This window comes from Chryseobacterium sp. HMWF035, from assembly GCF_003094695.1.
GTDB lineage: Bacteria > Bacteroidota > Bacteroidia > Flavobacteriales > Weeksellaceae > Chryseobacterium > Chryseobacterium gambrini.
Window position 1 is genome coordinate 23,746 of sequence record NZ_QEHP01000113.1, and the last position, 16,307, is coordinate 40,052.

12 protein-coding genes are annotated in these 16,307 nt (G+C 37.6%); 4 read left to right on the top strand and 8 right to left on the bottom strand.

The window, feature by feature from the left end:
- The 8 genes from DD829_RS16435 to DD829_RS16465 form a co-directional block, all read right to left on the bottom strand.
- A partial coding sequence (locus tag DD829_RS16435; RefSeq protein ID WP_194294699.1) for a hypothetical protein occupies positions 1–888 on the bottom strand: 888 nt, incomplete at its 3' end.
- 15 nt (positions 889–903) lie between these two features.
- The gene (locus DD829_RS23740) at positions 904–1,062 is read right to left on the bottom strand and encodes a hypothetical protein (RefSeq protein WP_165796650.1); all 159 of its coding nucleotides are present in this window, start codon (positions 1,060–1,062) and stop codon (positions 904–906) included.
- Positions 1,044–1,700: an antA/AntB antirepressor family protein gene (locus DD829_RS16440; RefSeq protein WP_108410282.1), complete on the bottom strand. Its 657-nt coding sequence runs from the start codon at positions 1,698–1,700 to the stop codon at positions 1,044–1,046. Before DD829_RS16440 ends, DD829_RS23740 begins: the two co-directional genes overlap by 19 nt.
- Positions 1,701–1,710: 10 nt before the next feature.
- On the bottom strand, positions 1,711–1,992 hold the full coding sequence (locus DD829_RS16445; protein ID WP_123906908.1) for a hypothetical protein: 282 nt from the start codon (positions 1,990–1,992) through the stop codon (positions 1,711–1,713).
- Positions 1,993–2,010: 18 nt separating this feature from the next.
- Positions 2,011–2,295, bottom strand: a complete 285-nt coding sequence (locus DD829_RS16450) for a helix-turn-helix domain-containing protein (RefSeq protein ID WP_108410284.1) — start codon at positions 2,293–2,295, stop codon at positions 2,011–2,013.
- Between the two features lie 128 nt (positions 2,296–2,423).
- Positions 2,424–3,290 carry a hypothetical protein gene (locus DD829_RS16455; protein ID WP_116547943.1) on the bottom strand — a complete coding sequence of 289 codons (867 nt, stop codon included), beginning with the start codon at positions 3,288–3,290 and terminating at the stop codon, positions 2,424–2,426.
- 21 nt (positions 3,291–3,311) lie between these two features.
- A complete protein-coding gene (locus tag DD829_RS16460) occupies positions 3,312–4,637 on the bottom strand; it encodes a tyrosine-type recombinase/integrase (protein ID WP_116547944.1) in 1,326 nt (441 codons plus the stop codon).
- Positions 4,638–4,981: 344 nt separating this feature from the next.
- Positions 4,982–5,272, bottom strand: coding sequence for a helix-turn-helix domain-containing protein (locus DD829_RS16465; protein ID WP_076390807.1), 291 nt, complete (start codon positions 5,270–5,272; stop codon positions 4,982–4,984).
- A gap of 185 nt (positions 5,273–5,457) precedes the next feature.
- Here DD829_RS16465 and ccoN point away from each other — a divergent pair, with 185 nt between their 5' ends.
- The 4 genes from ccoN (at position 5,458) to DD829_RS16485 (ending at position 16,295) form a co-directional block, all read left to right on the top strand.
- Positions 5,458–7,737, top strand: coding sequence for a cytochrome-c oxidase, cbb3-type subunit I (gene ccoN, locus DD829_RS16470; protein ID WP_108408886.1), 2,280 nt, complete (start codon positions 5,458–5,460; stop codon positions 7,735–7,737).
- Positions 7,738–7,753: 16 nt separating this feature from the next.
- Positions 7,754–8,641, top strand: a complete 888-nt coding sequence (locus DD829_RS16475; RefSeq protein ID WP_076390805.1) for a cbb3-type cytochrome c oxidase N-terminal domain-containing protein — start codon at positions 7,754–7,756, stop codon at positions 8,639–8,641.
- 295 nt (positions 8,642–8,936) lie between these two features.
- The gene (locus DD829_RS16480; protein WP_108408885.1) at positions 8,937–13,967 is read left to right on the top strand and encodes a translocation/assembly module TamB domain-containing protein; all 5,031 of its coding nucleotides are present in this window, start codon (positions 8,937–8,939) and stop codon (positions 13,965–13,967) included.
- Positions 13,968–16,295: a BamA/TamA family outer membrane protein gene (locus DD829_RS16485; protein ID WP_108408884.1), complete on the top strand. Its 2,328-nt coding sequence runs from the start codon at positions 13,968–13,970 to the stop codon at positions 16,293–16,295.
- Positions 16,296–16,307 lie beyond the last annotated feature (12 nt).

Sequence of the window (16,307 nt, forward strand, 5' to 3'; positions counted from 1 at the left end):
TCTTTCCCCCTGTGTTTCCGTTGCTAAGTTTTGGCACTTTTCCCCGATGAGGTTTGCGATAAGCTGTTTTGTATTTTCTTTGCCTTCAAATAAAGACTGTAATTTTTGCAGATCGTTTTTGGCTTTGTGATACGTGTTCTTATTCAGTCCGCACCAATAGGAAACATCCAAAAAGCGCAAATACTTCTTTTGCTGGTGGTTGGTCATAGGTCTGTACCGTAATGATTTGTCTATGAATACAATTTCGTCCCAAGCGTGTAGCAGAATCTTTGAAAGTTTCGCCCAGACGGCTTTGTTTTTAAGGTCTGCAAGCGTTTTAATTTCCAGTTTCTTAACCCAGTTCATTTTCTTAACGCTGATTTCAAACCTCAGCAGTCGGGAATGTTTCCCCGTTACCTGCATTTCTTTATCATAAATCTTAACCCTGTATTGTTGCATTTCAAAGACCATTCCCATCCGTTTCCCTTTTTCGCTATATTGTTCGAAAGAATGCATTTTGTAGGATTTTATACACTCATACAGTTTTTTTGTATCAAAGGGCAGATTGATATTCACCCCAAATTCAAAACCCTGTAAAACCGCGTTTTCAGAAACTATTTTCAAATTATCATCAAGTAGCTGGGCAGTGGTTAAAAAGTCCCTGAAATGGTAGTCTGTGGCGTTGGTATCGCCTCCCGTGAAATACAAAGGCAGAGAACCCCGAACATTGCAATACGTTGCTTTTTTGCCTTCCACGATGGACAGGTGCAGTCCGTTGATATTGGCGTGCCTGTTATTGCCTGTAACCTCTCCCGTCTGGGTATCTGTCCACGAACGGAAGGACAGATTTTTGTTATCTGTCCATTCACGGGGGTTGAGGTTGCACAATAATTTAACGCCGTCAATCATGGATTCTGTACTGCTTTATTCGGTTTCTTCGCTTAAAAAAGTTTCTGCAAGATGTTGCAGTTCGTTAATCTTTAATTCTATCATTGTTTTTGAAATCCTGCATTGCAGGTATTTTGCTATTTCCCGAAGCGTTGCCACCTCATCGAGTAACTGCATTAAGGTTTCTTTTTCCATTCTTTAAATACGCTATTGATAAGAGGGTAAGGATAAACATTCTGTCCGCCTGTATAGGACGGGTGCGGTACTTTTTTGGGAGACGTTCCGTAATCCCGTCTGTACATTTTGGCGCATAATTTCCCTAATTGCTGGCGGTGGGTACTGGTAATTCCCGATAATAAATTACACGTTCTTAAATATCGGTCTACCGTCCAGTCTTCCGTGTAATCAATCTGTCTGTTTTCAAGTTCCGAAACACGGCTGTACAGTTCCCTGATCTGCTCAGGGGTAGCAATTGATTTAAACTTTTTTTCGGCTTCAATAAAATAGGTTCTTACTTCTTTTCCCTTTGGGGAACGTTGCACCATTGCAATCGCTTTCGCGCAATCCAAAGTCAAAACATATTCTTTAACATTGTGTCCTCCTCTTTGTTTTTTGCACGTCATTTTTGACGGGCAAACATGATCTGTTATTAAGGAAGCTGGTTCACTTTCGCCTGAAAATGTGTAAAAGTCCACCCCTTCAATAAATCCGTAATTCAGCATTCGTTTAATCCAGTGGCTGAAATCCGTTTTAATTTCAAAGAACCTGTATAAATCCTTCGCAGATATGCTTTGCAGTCCGTTTTCTGTGGTTTGAATTTTGATAATTTCCATGTCAGTAAATCTATTGGGCGGTTTTGGTCTGGTTCGGGTTCTGATTGGTGGTTCTTACACTGTTGTAATGATCTGCTTTTGCTTTGGCGGTTTTTATGACTTCCAAAGTACCGAAGCCGTGATAAGATGCTGTTTCCTTATAAATTTCGGATTCCAGTTCGTCCCTGTCTCTGGTAAGGCGGTTTAATTTCCTTTGGGTTTCCTCGATCTCATAATTCAGTGCGTTTGCCTGTTTTCCTGTCTTTACCATTCTTAAAGTTTTTTTTGGCAAAAAGTGTGTGTAATGTTTCATTGTGATAATTTTTAAAATTTAGATTCTGTTATTGGTTAAGGTCTGCATGATCTCGGTTTCTTTGTAGCGTACACGGTTGCCGATACGGTAAGCTGTAATTATTCCTTTTTTCGTCCAGTCGTAGACGGTGGGAAGAGTTACCCCGAGCATTTTGGCAACCTCTATCCGTGTTATCAGTTTTTCAATGGCTGGTTCTGCGGGTTTCGTTACCATGCTTCCGTTAAGGGCATGGGTAAGATTCTCAATCTTTTCTGCAAGGGCGGTAATGTCTAATCCGTTTACCTCAATTTTTACTGTATTCATTTTATTTAATTTTACAATTATGGAGGCAAATTTTGAAAACTAAAAGGCACAAAAAAACACCACATTATTTTGTGGTGTCATTTTGTAGAGTAGTCAAAACCCTTTATCGATCAGTGTTAATTAAAAATTTATCCCTTTGAATTATTTTTATTTTGTGGGGTAGATTTTAAAAATTCGAGCCAGTCCGTCAGTAAATCTACCGTTCCTGTACAATAATATTTTTTATTTTCATTCTCATCATCAGTTTTTAAATAGATATTCCCTTTTAACGTACTCTTTGCAGGTACTCCTTCAAAAACTTCTGTAATAAAGTTTATAAAATCTGTCTTATTTCCTGTAATAATATTGCTATTGAAAAGAACGCCGAAGAGTGTCCCGAAACTCATTTTGCTTGAATTCCAAACAAAGGGCTTTTTCGGTCGCATTATTTTCTCTGTACTACTCTCGGGCGTTTCTTTCTGGGTTAATTCATTAATTTTCAATTGTAAATAATCAAAAATCAGCATATTTATCTCTTCCCTTAACAGTAAATCATCTTTTGGCTGGTCTAAAACATTTTTATGATAGATATATTTTTGATCGATCAGATAACATACGGCATCAAAAATACTCTTTTCAGCAATCCTGTCTGCCTTTTGTATAATAACGTCCAAATAACACTTTATTTCTAATTCTCGCTTTACACTTTCCCAGACCCAAATACTATAAAAAAGACGGCAATTCTCTTTTTTTTTATTAAACTCTATTATATCATCAAAATACTTTTGAATCTCTAAATAATCCTCACGAGGGGGAACATAGCCCGATTTGGTTATTCCATTATTTAATATTTCACGCATCCTATCTAAACGCTTTACATCATTTTCAATATAATAGGTTTTATCCAACTCTTTGTGTGCCTCATCAAAACGGGTCATGTTATAAGAAATGGAAGAGTATTTGTCCTTTCTTTTAAAATCATCATTGCTGTTATACAGTTGTTTCAATTTTTTCATAAAAAAATCTTTAAATATTGTTTAAACTACTTTTAAAGTCGTTTCCAATCCTTTTTTCTCTGCACTTCGTTTGTAGAAATTTCTAAGAACCTCAGCATTTTCGGCATTCGTTTTCTTAATGTAGGTTAAAAACTGGGTTTCTGTGGCGTGTCCCGTGATTGACATAATGACAGGGGTAGGAATCTCTCCGTACAGGTTGGTAGCAAATGATCTGCGACAAATGTGGGAGGTCATTAGTTCATATTTCGGAAACGTTCCCGATACTTTCCTGAATACTTTTTCTATTCCTGCGGTTTCTGCTTCTTTTTTATTTATACATTCCATTTTTGCGCCTCTCACCTTCTGGGTAAACCCGACTGCTTCGCCAATCTCTTTGATATACTCGTTGAATTTCTGTTCTGAAATAGCTTTAGGAAGGTTTCCGCCTCTCTTTTCCAAAGTATGTGCTATTTGATTATTTATTGGAATTTCGGCAAATTTGCCCGTTTTCTGTGCCTTAATCCTTATCGTATCGTCTTTGATGTGCGATAAGTCCAAACGCATAAAATCTGATACCCTGAGACCTGTATTAAGTCCTATTATCAATAAATCACGGGCATTGTCAAGATAGGGCGTTTCCGAAAAATCGTGTCTGAATAACTTTTCTATCTCTACAAACGTTAAATAAATATCCTGTGCCTGTTCCTTTGGTTTTACAAATTCTTTGTGCTTATAATCTTTAGAGATTGGCAGACCTTCAAAATCTATACAACCACAAAAAAACTTTACATATTTTACAACATTTCCGATTGTATTTTCAGACAGCTTTTTTACATCACGGCAATAATTGATAAAATCGTAATAAAAAGACAATGTTATATCCGAGTGCTTTAAATCTGTCTTTTTATAGCTTTCATACTGTAAAACATGATTTAACATCGTGGTATACGCTAAAACCGTACGGGGACTTAATTTCTTTCCCCTGTACAGCTTATTCGGAGCATTACTGACAAATCTCTCAATCCATTTTGAGAAATACAGCTTTTCAGGATTGCTTTCGTCTACCCGATTGAAGAAAACGGCAACTTTTGTCTTTAGCCAGTCCTTACCGATCACCTCTCCACTGTTATAATCAATGTTGTATTTTTCGACAATGAACGTTTTTAATTCCAAAAGCTTCGTATTAACAAAATCTTTATCTAAAGCCTCTATTTTATTTTTTACTTTCTCATTTTTCGAATCCCAGTAATTGTAATTAATCTGCAATCCCGTTGAGGTTGTAAAATCATATTTCTTACTCTCCCAAAGCCGAATATAAATTCTTGAAATCGGGTTTTGTCGCTTCTTTATAAAATACATTACTTTCATTCTTTTAAATTTTATGCTAATTTAATAAAATCCCGAATATGTCCCGAAAAAAATTTTATTTATCTTTATTTCACTTTATTTTACCTTATCAGGAAAACCAATAAAATAAGGCTATAACCATTAAAAACAAAGAGATTGACAACGGTTGATATAAAAACGGTTTTCGTCCCTGTGAGTCTACAAAAACCATCCTTTTTAAGGGTGGTTTTTTGTTTCTGTTTTTTTTCAGAATTTCAGCTTCGTTATTTTTAATAAATTTTTATTTTCTCCGTTTTTAATTTATTTTAAAAATAAAAGACTACCTCAAAAAAAAGCAGCCTTTCCGATTTTATATCTAACAATATTTATAAATATTCTTTAGGAACTTCAATTCCGTTCTTTTTCATATATTCTACCAGATCATTATACTTATCCTCAAAACCATTACCGCATTTATCTGAAATACTGCAAATATCAGAAGGTTTAATTTCTAAAATATCAGAAATTTTGGTAAGGATTTCCAGATTAATCTTCACTTTGGAATTTTCGATATCAGAATAGGCTTTCTGAGAAATTCCCATCTCAAAAGCCATATATTCCTGAGTAAAATCTTTACTTCGTCTTATTTTCCTGATATTTTGTCCGCATATTTTCATCTCTCTTGTTTTTAGTAGTTTTCGGTATATTTTAGAAGTATATCTATTAGACTTACACAAAGTTAGTAAATACCTTTGTCAAAACATTATTACACTACATGATATTTAAATATTACCTTAAAATTTGTTTGTAGAATTAGGCTTTAATAGAAAAATATCAACTTCAGTACAACACAATAGGAATTATGGAGACGCAAAAATTTAATTATGACAATAATATTGTCAGAGCATTCCTCTATGCTACAATCGCATTCGGTTTGGTGGGTTTTTTACTCGGGCTTACTGCTGCGCTGATGCTTTTTTATCCTGAGCTTCCGGAATTTTTATTCGGAACCGATGATACAACGATTAAAAGTTTAGTATCTGGAAATATTCAGGGACTTATTAATACTCAGGGAGCTTTAGGTTTCGGGAGAATCAGAATGCTGCATACGAGTGCTGTAATTTTCGCTTTCGTCTGTAATTCCTTTTTCTGCGGTGCATATTACAGTATGCAGAGACTTCTTAAAACAAGAATGTACAGCGACACTTTATCATGGATTCATTTCTGGACATGGCAGATCATGATTGTTTCTGTGGTTATTACTTTCCTTATGGGAATCAACACCTCAAAAGAATATGCAGAACACGAATGGCCGATTGATATTTTAATTACTGTTTCATGGGTGATTTTCGGGATCAATATGTTCGGAACCATTGCCAAAAGAAGGGTGCGACACCTTTATGTAGCCATCTGGTTTTATATGGGAACGTGGCTTGCTGTAGCGATGCTTCACATCTTCAATAATCTTGAAGTTCCGTTGTCTTTCACTACATGGAAATCTTATTCCATCTACGCAGGAGCTAAAGATGCTTTGGTTCAGTGGTGGTACGGTCATAATGCGGTAGCGTTCGTACTCACAACTCCGGTTCTTGGTTTAATGTATTATTTCTTACCAAAAGCGGCAGACCGACCTGTATTTTCATACAAATTATCAATCATTCACTTCTGGTCTCTGATCTTCGTTTACCTTTGGGCAGGACCACACCATTTACAATACACGGCGCTTCCGGCTTGGGCACAGGCGGTGGGAACAGGTTTCTCCATCATGCTGATCGCTCCGTCTTGGGGAGGAATGCTGAACGGATTGCTGACTTTGAGAGGAGCTTGGGACAAAGTAAGAGAAAATCCTATCTTAAAATTCTTCGTCGTTGCGGTAACCTGCTACGGAATGGCAACCTTTGAAGGTCCTCTTTTAGCAACAAAATCTTTAAATAAAATTGGCCACTATACAGACTGGGTAATCGGTCACGTACACATCGGAGCATTAGGATGGAATGGTTTCATGGCTTTCGGTATCGTTTATTATCTGATTCCGGTGATGTGGAGAACACAGCTTTGGTCCAGAAAACTAGCCAACTGGCATTTCTGGCTGGGAACTTTAGGAATTATTTTCTACGCCGTTCCGATGTATATTTCAGGATTTACACAGGGATTAATGTGGAAACAGTTCAATCCGGACGGAACCTTAGTTTGGAAAAACTGGCTGGATACCGTAACTGCAATTATTCCTTACTATAAAATGAGATTCTTAGGAGGTCTGTTCTATATTTCAGGAGCCATTTTAATGGTGGTGAATGTTATCAAAACCGTCAGAGCAGGATCTTTCCAGAAAAACGTTCCGGCAGAAGCTCCGGCACTGGCAAACATCGGATCTGCAAGAAAAGAAGGCGAAGGAATCCACTTATGGATCGAAAGAACCCCGAGAGTTATGGCAATATTGGCTTTCATTACAGTAGCCATCGGAGGTTTGGTAGAAATTATCCCGACATTAACCTTAAAACAGAGTGTTCCTACCATTACGGCAGTAAAACCTTACTCACCGTTGGAACTGGAAGGAAGAGATTTATACATCCGCGAAGGCTGTAACGCCTGTCACTCTCAGATGATCCGCCCTTTCCGTGATGAAATTGTAAGATTTGAAGGCAAAAACGGACAGTATTCTAAAGCAGGAGAATTTGTTTACGACAGACCATTCCTTTGGGGATCTAAAAGAACAGGACCGGATCTGCAGAGAGAAGGTGGAAGAAACCCGGATTCATGGCATTTCAAACACATGTATAATCCAAGAATTACCTCAGCGGGTTCTATTATGCCGCGTTTCCCTTGGCTGATCAGCAATACACTGGACAGAACAAAGACGGTAGACAAGATGAAATTAATGAAAAATTACTTTGACGTTCCTTATTCAAAAGCAGAAATAGATTCCGCCAATCAGTGGGCAGACAATCAGGCAAATGGTATTGTGAAAAGAATTTATTCTGAAGCGAAAGATGTGAAAGATCAGGTGGAAAAAGACCGTGCTGCAAAAGGAGCTTCATTCGTTCCGCTGGAAAAAAGAGAAATCGTAGCCATGATTGCTTATCTGCAAAGATTAGGAACAGACATCAAAACCACTCAGATTCAAACTGCAAGTGCAGAATAATTTAAATTAAATTGACATGAAAACAAGAACCCCGATTTCAATCTACATTCTCGTAACAGTAGGTTTAACGATTATGGCGTTCGAAATGTTCGCGCACGATTCAGGATATTTTTCTTCACCTTTTTTCTGGGGATTAATGCTTATTGCCATTATTCTTCTCCTGATTATGAATTCCATCGGAGATTTAATTGAAGGTGAAAATTTTAAGAAATTATCTGACGAAGAAAAAGCAGCCTATATTAAAGATAAAAATACACCTTACTTTCAGAAACTCTGGAATTCGGCATTCAAAAAGCAGTCTGCAACAGAGGAAAAAGATATTCTTATCGATCACGGATTCGACGGAATTACGGAGCTGGACAATTCTCTTCCAAAATGGTGGATCGGTTTATTCTACTTCGGGTGTATTTTCTGTGCGGTATATCTAATTGCCTTTACCTTCACAGATTATGCGCATCCCGATGCAGAACTGAATGCAGAAACCAAAACAATGCTTGCTTCTATTGCTGAGTTTGAAAAAACCGCACCGCAGGTAACACTGGAAACTGCAAAATACAGTGCAGACAACATCGCGGAAGGTCAGGAATTATTTAAAACAAACTGCGTAACCTGCCACGGAGAAAACGGAAAAGGCGGAATTGGCCCTAACCTTACAGACACACACTGGATTAATGTACAACAGAAAAGCCTGTTTAAAAACGTAATCTGGATGCTGGAAAACGGTTCACCTAATAATCCTACGATGAGACCTCTGATTAAAGAAGGAACCATTACCGGAAGAGATGCCGAAAAAATTGCAGCCTATATTTATCACATCAATCAGGAAACCCCTCCTATTACTCCGGCTCAGGGCGGTGCTGCCCCACAAGGCGAACAGGTAAAATGGGAGAACGGAAACGAATAAAAAATAATTATCTCAACACTTAAACCATGCCAAGCCCCCTATCCATACACTAACTAAACATTTTGAATTTTCATTTTTGCTAAACCTTTTCAACAGAAAAATGATTAAGAAGGGGGCTTTTTAAACAATTCAAACCCGAGCCTTGACTGCCATTTTCAACTATTCACTTGACAATAAACTAAACTAAATTCCATAATTGGCAGTCGAGGCAGGGTTTTTGTATTAAGAAAAAGTGTACCACAACATAGTAACAGTACGGTAAGTATTGTTATATTTGTTATAAACCCGATCACTTTTGAAACTGAAAATCAATAAAAGAAAACTCTTAAAGCGTTTTGCAATTACCATTATATCCATACTGGTATTTTTTTCGTTATTAGTACTTAGTTTAAGACTTCCTGTTGTTCAGAACTTTATCAAAGACAAACTGGTTGTTTATCTGGAGAAAAAAATCAAAACAAAAGTTAGTCTCGAAAGAGTCTACGTAGGCTTTCCCAACAGTCTTGTGATGGAAAACCTTTATCTGAAAGGTCAGGATATCGACACCCTTTTGGCGGTAAAAAAACTGAATGTAGGTTTAAATATGCTTAAACTCATCAATTCCACCGCAGATATTACGTCTGTAGATCTGGAAGGAGCAAGAGCCAACGTGGCGAGAAAACCCGACGGAAAATTTAACTTCGATTATATTCTGGATGCTTTTGCAACAAGCGATAAGGAAGAAAGTGCGTCCAAACCGTTCATTATTTCTTTAGATAAAATCAATCTGAAAGACATCGGTGTTACCTTCAACGATCAGCAATCCAGAAATGATATTCAGCTTTACTTTAAATCTTTTGATACAAGGGTAAAAACATTTGATCTTCAAAAGAATTCTTACGCCGTCAACGACATCAATTTAGACGGCTTAAAACTGAAACTGAAGCAGGATCTTGTAGAAGAAATTTCCAAAAAAGTAGAGAAAAAAGTCGATTCTCTTAATAACAAAAAGCCCATGCAGATTGGCTTAAGAGGAATTAAACTCACTAATTTCAACATTGATTACGGAGATGACAATACCAAAACTTTCGCTAAAGTTTTATTCAAAGAATTAAGCACGAAAGTAAATAAACTCGATCTGGAAAACAATGCCTACAATGTGGATAATGTTTTCCTTTCTGGAGCCGATATTAACGCCAATTTATATCTTCCTGCGAAAAATGCCAATCCGAAAACGGAGCCGGAAGTTTCAAAACCTTCGGAAAAAGAAAAAGCACTCAGTCTTCTTTTAGGAAAATTTGTTTTAAATGATGTAAAAGTCGCCTACAACAATACCGCAATTGCTCCTACCAAACAGGGAATGGATTTCAATCACCTGAATTTTTCCAAACTCAATCTTGAAGTCAAAAGCTTTAAAATGCAGGACAACACTTTTGCAGGAAACGTAAATTCCGCAGAAATTCAGGAAGCAAGAGGACTGGATATCCAGAAATTCAATACAGATTTTGTGTATAATGATAAACAGGCTTATTTAAAAGATCTTTATCTGCAGACACCGAAAACCATTCTTCGCGATGAGGTCGTATTAAATTACAATTCAATAGAACAGTTAAGCTCAAATTTAGGAGAAGTACAGATTTCAGCCAACATCAAAGATTCAAAGATCGGATTTTCGGATATTCTGAATATTGTTCCGACCTTAAGAAATACCACGCCTTTCAACAAATATCCCAATGCGGTTTTAAATGTTAATGCCAATGTAAAAGGAAGTGTCAATGATTTATTGATTAACAATCTGAAAATTTCAGGTATCGATCAGCTACGGGTTGCCGCATCAGGAAGAGTGAAGAATGCAATGAATCCGGATCAGTTGTATTACGATCTGAAAATAGCAGAATTATCTTCATCCGCAAAAACCATTTACAATCTGGTTCCCAAAAATACAATTCCGAAAAATATTTCGCTGCCTTCCAATTTCAGCATCAAAGGAATTGCAAAAGGAACTACGAAAGTGGTTACAACAGACCTTAACCTCTACTCTACGCTTGGAAATGCTTCCGTTAAGGCAAATGTGGATATGCGCAGAAAAAACAGGGAACTGTATGATGTAAAAGCCAATCTTCAGGGACTTCAGTTGGGGAAAATCATCCAGAATAAAGAAATCGGAGCCATTTCTGCACAGATTTACGCGAAAGGAGAAAGTTTCGATTTTAAAAATGCCAATGCCGATCTTAAAGGTCATGTTGCTTCGGCTGTTTACAAAGGATACCGTTATCAGAACATGAATCTTACCGGAAAAATCCGCCACGGTGTGTATAACGTTGTTTTAAATTCAAAAGATCCGAATGCGAACCTGATGTTAACCGCTTCCGGAGTGTACAACGAAAAAAATCCGACGGTAAAAGTAAACGGAGAAGTGATAAAATTAGACCTCAACAAACTGGGATTCTATAAAGATCCGATGATTCTTGCAGGAAAAATCGACGGAGATTTTTCTAATCTCGATCCCGACAATCTGAACGGTTATCTGAATTTAAAAGACTTTGCTTTTTCGGATACCAAAGAAGTATACCCGATTCAGGAAGTGAATTTAAAAGCGTCTTCAACTGCGGATTCCACCCATATTATTTTCAATTCCCAGATTGCAGATGTCGAATTAAAAGGAAAATATAAACTGACGCAGATTTTCGGAGCTTTATCGAATACAGTCAACCAATATTATCAGTTCCAAAAACCCGGAAAAGCACAGAAAATTCAGGCAGGACAGTTTTTCACCTTCAATGCAAAAATTAAAAATGATGATCTGATCAGAAAATTTGTCCCGGAACTGAAAAGTTTTGAAACCATTAATTTAAACGGAAATTATGACGCAGATTCTCAGAAAATTGAGATCGACGGACAGATTCCGCAGGTTCTTTACGGTGAAAATTCTATTGAAAATGCCACCATAAAAGTAACGAATGAAAATAATGCTTTGCAATATAATCTTTATGTTGCAGGGCTGAAAAGTTCCAGCTTTGCACTGAATAAAGTAGGAATTACAGGAGATATTGCCAATAATATCATCAATTATAGCATCACCACGAAAGACCAGAAAGAGGTTACCCAGTTCCTGATTGCCGGAAATGCAAAATCACTGAACGACATCACGGAAATTTCTTTAAATCCGAATGGTTTAAAATTAAATTATTCTGACTGGACGGTTTCTGAAGGAAATAAAATACAGATCAGCAAAAACGGAATTCTGGCAGATAATTTCAGACTTTCCAACGCAGGAAGCGAAATTGCCTTACAATCCGAAAGCCAGACTCCGAATGCTCCGCTGAATGTTTCTCTGAAGGATTTTAAGATTGAAACCATCACCGAATTAATTAAAAAAGATACGGTTTTGGCAAGAGGAACGATCAACGGAACGGCTCAGCTTAAAAATATTACGAAAAACATGACCTTCACTTCGGATCTTAATGTATCTGATCTGATTGTCTACGGAAATCCGGTAGGAAATCTTGCCATAAAAGTCAATAATAATGCTCCGAATCTACTGAATGCGGATATTGCGCTTTCCGGAAATAATAACGATGTGAAAATTCTGGGAGATTACAATACTTCTTCCAGCACATTCGATATGAATATGGCGATCAATCAGCTTCAGATGAAATCTGTACAGGGATTCTCGATGAATGCGATAAACAATACAGAAGGGTATCTTTCCGGAAACCTGAAGATTACAGGAACAGCATCCAAACCGAATATTTTAGGTAAAGTAAAATTCAATGATGTAGGTTTGGAAATAGCAAAAACAGGAAGTGATTTCAGAAAACTGAATGACGAAATAAACTTTACCAATCGCGGAATTGAGTTTGATAATTTTAAAATTAAAGATAAAGACGGAAACGCGCTTAGAGTGGACGGACAGGTTCTTACGCAGACATACAGAGATTTTGCCTTTAATCTTGATGTAGATGCACAGAATTTCAAAGTAGTGAATTCTGAAAAATCCAACGATGCCATTATGTACGGCGTTCTCTCTATTGATGCAGGATTACACATCCGCGGAAACTTAAATTTGCCGAAGGTGGACGGAAGACTGGCTGTTGCAGACAACACCGACTTTACTTTTGTGCTTCCGCAGTCTTCTCCTACGCTTCAGGAAAGAGACGGAATTGTAGAATTTATCGATCAGGATCAGGTTGTTTTAAATAAGACTGTACAAGCAGATTCATTAAATTCCCAGAGCAAAATTAAAGGAATGGACGTAAGTGTGAACATCGAAATCAGTAAGAAAGCAAAAATGTCTTTACTGATTGATAAAGCCAACGGAGATTTTGTGAAACTTCAGGGGGAAGCGGAATTAACGGGCGGCGTCGATCCATCGGGAAAAACCACGCTTGTCGGAGTCTATGAAGTGGAATCCGGAAGTTATGAAATGACGGTAAGTGTTCTGAAACGTAAATTTGATATTCAGAAAGGAAGTACGATTACATGGACCGGAGAACCGACAACGGCAAATCTGGATATTACCGCCGTCTATAAAACCGAAGCCGCCCCAATTGATCTTGTGGAACAGCAGATCAGCGGAGAACAGGCTTCTACACTCAATCAGTTTAAGCAGAGAATTCCTTTCAGCACGTTACTGAAAATGAAAGGCGAACTGCTGAAACCTGTAATTACTTTTGATATTACGACAGACGAAAAAAATAACGCGGTTTCTTCCACGGTTACAGATATTGTGGATCAGAAACTTGCCCAGTTGAGAACTCAGGAATCTGAAATGAACAAACAGGTTTTCGCACTGCTTCTTCTCAACAGATTTATCGGGGAAAATCCTTTTGAATCCGGAGCGGGACTTTCGGGAGAAATGTTGGCAAGACAGAGTGTGAGTAAAATTCTTTCCCAACAGTTAAATAATCTTGCCTCGGATCTTATTAAAGGAGTGGATCTTAATTTTGATCTTGAATCTTCTGAAGATTATTCTACAGGATCTAAAAATACGAGAACAGACCTGAATGTAGGGTTAAGTAAAAAATTACTGAACGACCGTCTGAAAGTTTCTGTAGGAAGTAATTTCGCACTGGAAGGAGAAGCGCGGCAAAATGAAAACATGACGAATATCGCAGGAGACGTAACGGTGGATTACAGCCTTTCCAGAGACGGAAGATACATGCTTCGCGCATACCGTAAGAACGAATATCAGGTTGCGCTTCAGGGGCAGATCGTAGAAACAGGCGTAGGATTTATCATCACTTTGGATTATGACAAGTTCCGCGATATTTTCCAGAAATCTAAAAACAGAAAGCAGAAGGAATCCAGAAAAAACCAACAAAACCAAGTTGTAGAATTTAAGTAAATGAAAAAAAGTTATCAGACCTATTTTAAATTTTTAATCACCTGCGGAATGGCTTCCGCAACACTTTCCTGCAGCAATACAAGATTTCTGAAGAAAGGACAGATGCTTTACACGGGTGCGGAAGTGAAGATTAAAAACGATACTTTGCCGAAAAAGGAAAAGAAAGATCTTCAGAGTGCGCTTCAGGATAAACTGACTCCCAAACCGAACTCTTCATTTTTAGGATTAAGACCTAAACTGTATTTTTATAACATCGCCAAAGAGCCGAAAAAAGAAAAAGGCTTCAATTACTGGCTGAAATATAAAGTGGGAGAAAAACCTGTTTTGCTGGGTGATGTAGACCGCGAATTCAATAAAGACATCATTGTTAATTATTCTGAAAACAAAGGATATTTCAATGCAAGAGCTACCTATGATACGGTTTCCAAAAATAAAAAAGCCAAAGTAATTTATACTTTGAAACCGGGAGCAAGATATCTGATCAGCAATGTAAAATTCCAGAAAGATTCTTCACTGGTGAATCAGGAAATCCAGAATCTGAAAGACAATACGCTTTTGAAGCAGGGAAATCCTTTTGATCTGGATGTGATAAAAGCTGAAAGAGAAAGAATAGATAACCGACTGAAAGAAAGAGGGTTTTATTATTTCCATCCGGACAATCTCATTGTTCAGGCAGACAGTACGGTAAGCAAAAACCACAAGGTGGAACTGAATGTGAAGCTGAAGGATAATACTCCGGATCTGTCTACGCAACAATTCAGCATTGATAAAGTAATCGTTTTCCCGAATTACAGTATTCAGGATGTAAAACAAGGAAAATATTCGATCCCGATGAACACAGATTCGCTTCAGAAATATGAACACGGCGATATCTACGTTATCGATCCTCAGAATAAATTTAAACCGAAAATTTTCGACAGGGCATTATATTTTAAAAAAGGAGATCTGTACAACAGAACGAATCATAATCTTACGCTGAACAGACTCATCAGTCTTGGTGTCTTCAAATTTGTGAAAAATGAATTCATTGTTTCAGATTCTTTACAACATAAATTTGACACGTATTATCTTCTGACTCCGAGAGAGCTTCAGTCGCTTCGTCTGGAAGCTTTGGGAAGAACCAATTCTGCAAATTACGCCGGAAGTGAAGTGAATCTTAACTGGACTAACCGTAATTTTTTCCGCGGCGCCGAACAGTTTAAAGCTTCTGTTTACGGTGCTTTTGATTTCCAGATCGGAGGTCCTGAAAATGCGAAAAATATTTTCAGAACGGGAGCGAATGCGCAACTTTCGATTCCGAGGATTGTTGCGCCTTTCAGATTTAATTCTTCAAGCGCATTTGTTCCGAGAACCAATATTTCGGTAGGCTACGAATTCCAGAACAGAACAGAATATTATTCCCTCAATACTTTTACGGGATCTTTCGGGTACAATTGGAAAGAAAACGCACGAAAAGAACATGATCTGAAGATTTTTGACATCACGTATGTTTCTCCGGCAAATATTACAGATGCTTATCGAGAGATCTCTCAAAATAACGATGCTTTAGCAAGAGTGGTAAAACCTCAGTTGATATTCGGACCGATTTATTCCTATACGTATACCAACACGATGCTCCAGAAGCCAAATACTTTTTATTATAAAGGAACTTTGGATCTTGCAGGAAATTTAACCGGTTTGATTACAGGAGCGAATGTTGAAAAAGATAAAGAAAGAAAAATTTTCGGTGTTCCGTTCAGTCAGTTTGCCAAAATTGAGAATGATTTCAGGTTCTATCATAAATTCAATGAAAAAACTTCTTTGGCGACAAGAGCTATTGCGGGAGTTGCCTATCCTTATGGAAATTCGGAGTATATTCCTTTTTCCCGACAGTTTTTCTCCGGAGGAAGCAACAGTGTGAGAGCCTTCCGTGCAAGAACTTTAGGACCGGGAAGTTTTGATCCTAGAACCATTAAACCGGGATATTATTTTGATCAGTCGGGGGATGTAAAACTTGAACTGAATGCGGAATACAGAGCCAATCTCTATAAATTTTTAAATGTTGCCTTGTTTGCCGATGCCGGAAATGTATGGCTGATTAATGAAGATTCCCAAAGACCGGGAGCTAAATTTTCTAAAGAATTTTTAAGCGAAATGGCTGTAGGCGCAGGTTTTGGTCTGAGACTTGATTTCTCTATCCTGATCCTGAGACTGGATCTAGCCATGCCATTGCGCGTTCCTTATTATGAAAAGGGCGAAAGATGGACATTTGATAAAATTAATTTCGGAGATTCGAGCTGGAGAAAAGATAATCTTATCCTGAATATCGCCATCGGATATCCTTTCTAAACCAAACCATCA

Excerpts from the sequence above, each read along its gene's own strand:
- DD829_RS23740 (WP_165796650.1), bottom strand. The coding sequence starts at position 1,062 with ATGGAAAAAGAAACCTTAATGCAGTTACTCGATGAGGTGGCAACGCTT.
- DD829_RS16440 (WP_108410282.1), bottom strand. The coding sequence starts at position 1,700 with ATGGAAATTATCAAAATTCAAACCACAGAAAACGGACTGCAAAGCATA.
- DD829_RS16445 (WP_123906908.1), bottom strand. The coding sequence starts at position 1,992 with ATGAAACATTACACACACTTTTTGCCAAAAAAAACTTTAAGAATGGTA.
- DD829_RS16450 (WP_108410284.1), bottom strand. The coding sequence starts at position 2,295 with ATGAATACAGTAAAAATTGAGGTAAACGGATTAGACATTACCGCCCTT.
- DD829_RS16455 (WP_116547943.1), bottom strand. The coding sequence starts at position 3,290 with ATGAAAAAATTGAAACAACTGTATAACAGCAATGATGATTTTAAAAGA.
- DD829_RS16460 (WP_116547944.1), bottom strand. The coding sequence starts at position 4,637 with ATGAAAGTAATGTATTTTATAAAGAAGCGACAAAACCCGATTTCAAGA.
- DD829_RS16465 (WP_076390807.1), bottom strand. The coding sequence starts at position 5,272 with ATGAAAATATGCGGACAAAATATCAGGAAAATAAGACGAAGTAAAGAT.
- ccoN (WP_108408886.1), top strand. The coding sequence starts at position 5,458 with ATGGAGACGCAAAAATTTAATTATGACAATAATATTGTCAGAGCATTC.
- DD829_RS16475 (WP_076390805.1), top strand. The coding sequence starts at position 7,754 with ATGAAAACAAGAACCCCGATTTCAATCTACATTCTCGTAACAGTAGGT.
- DD829_RS16485 (WP_108408884.1), top strand. The coding sequence starts at position 13,968 with ATGAAAAAAAGTTATCAGACCTATTTTAAATTTTTAATCACCTGCGGA.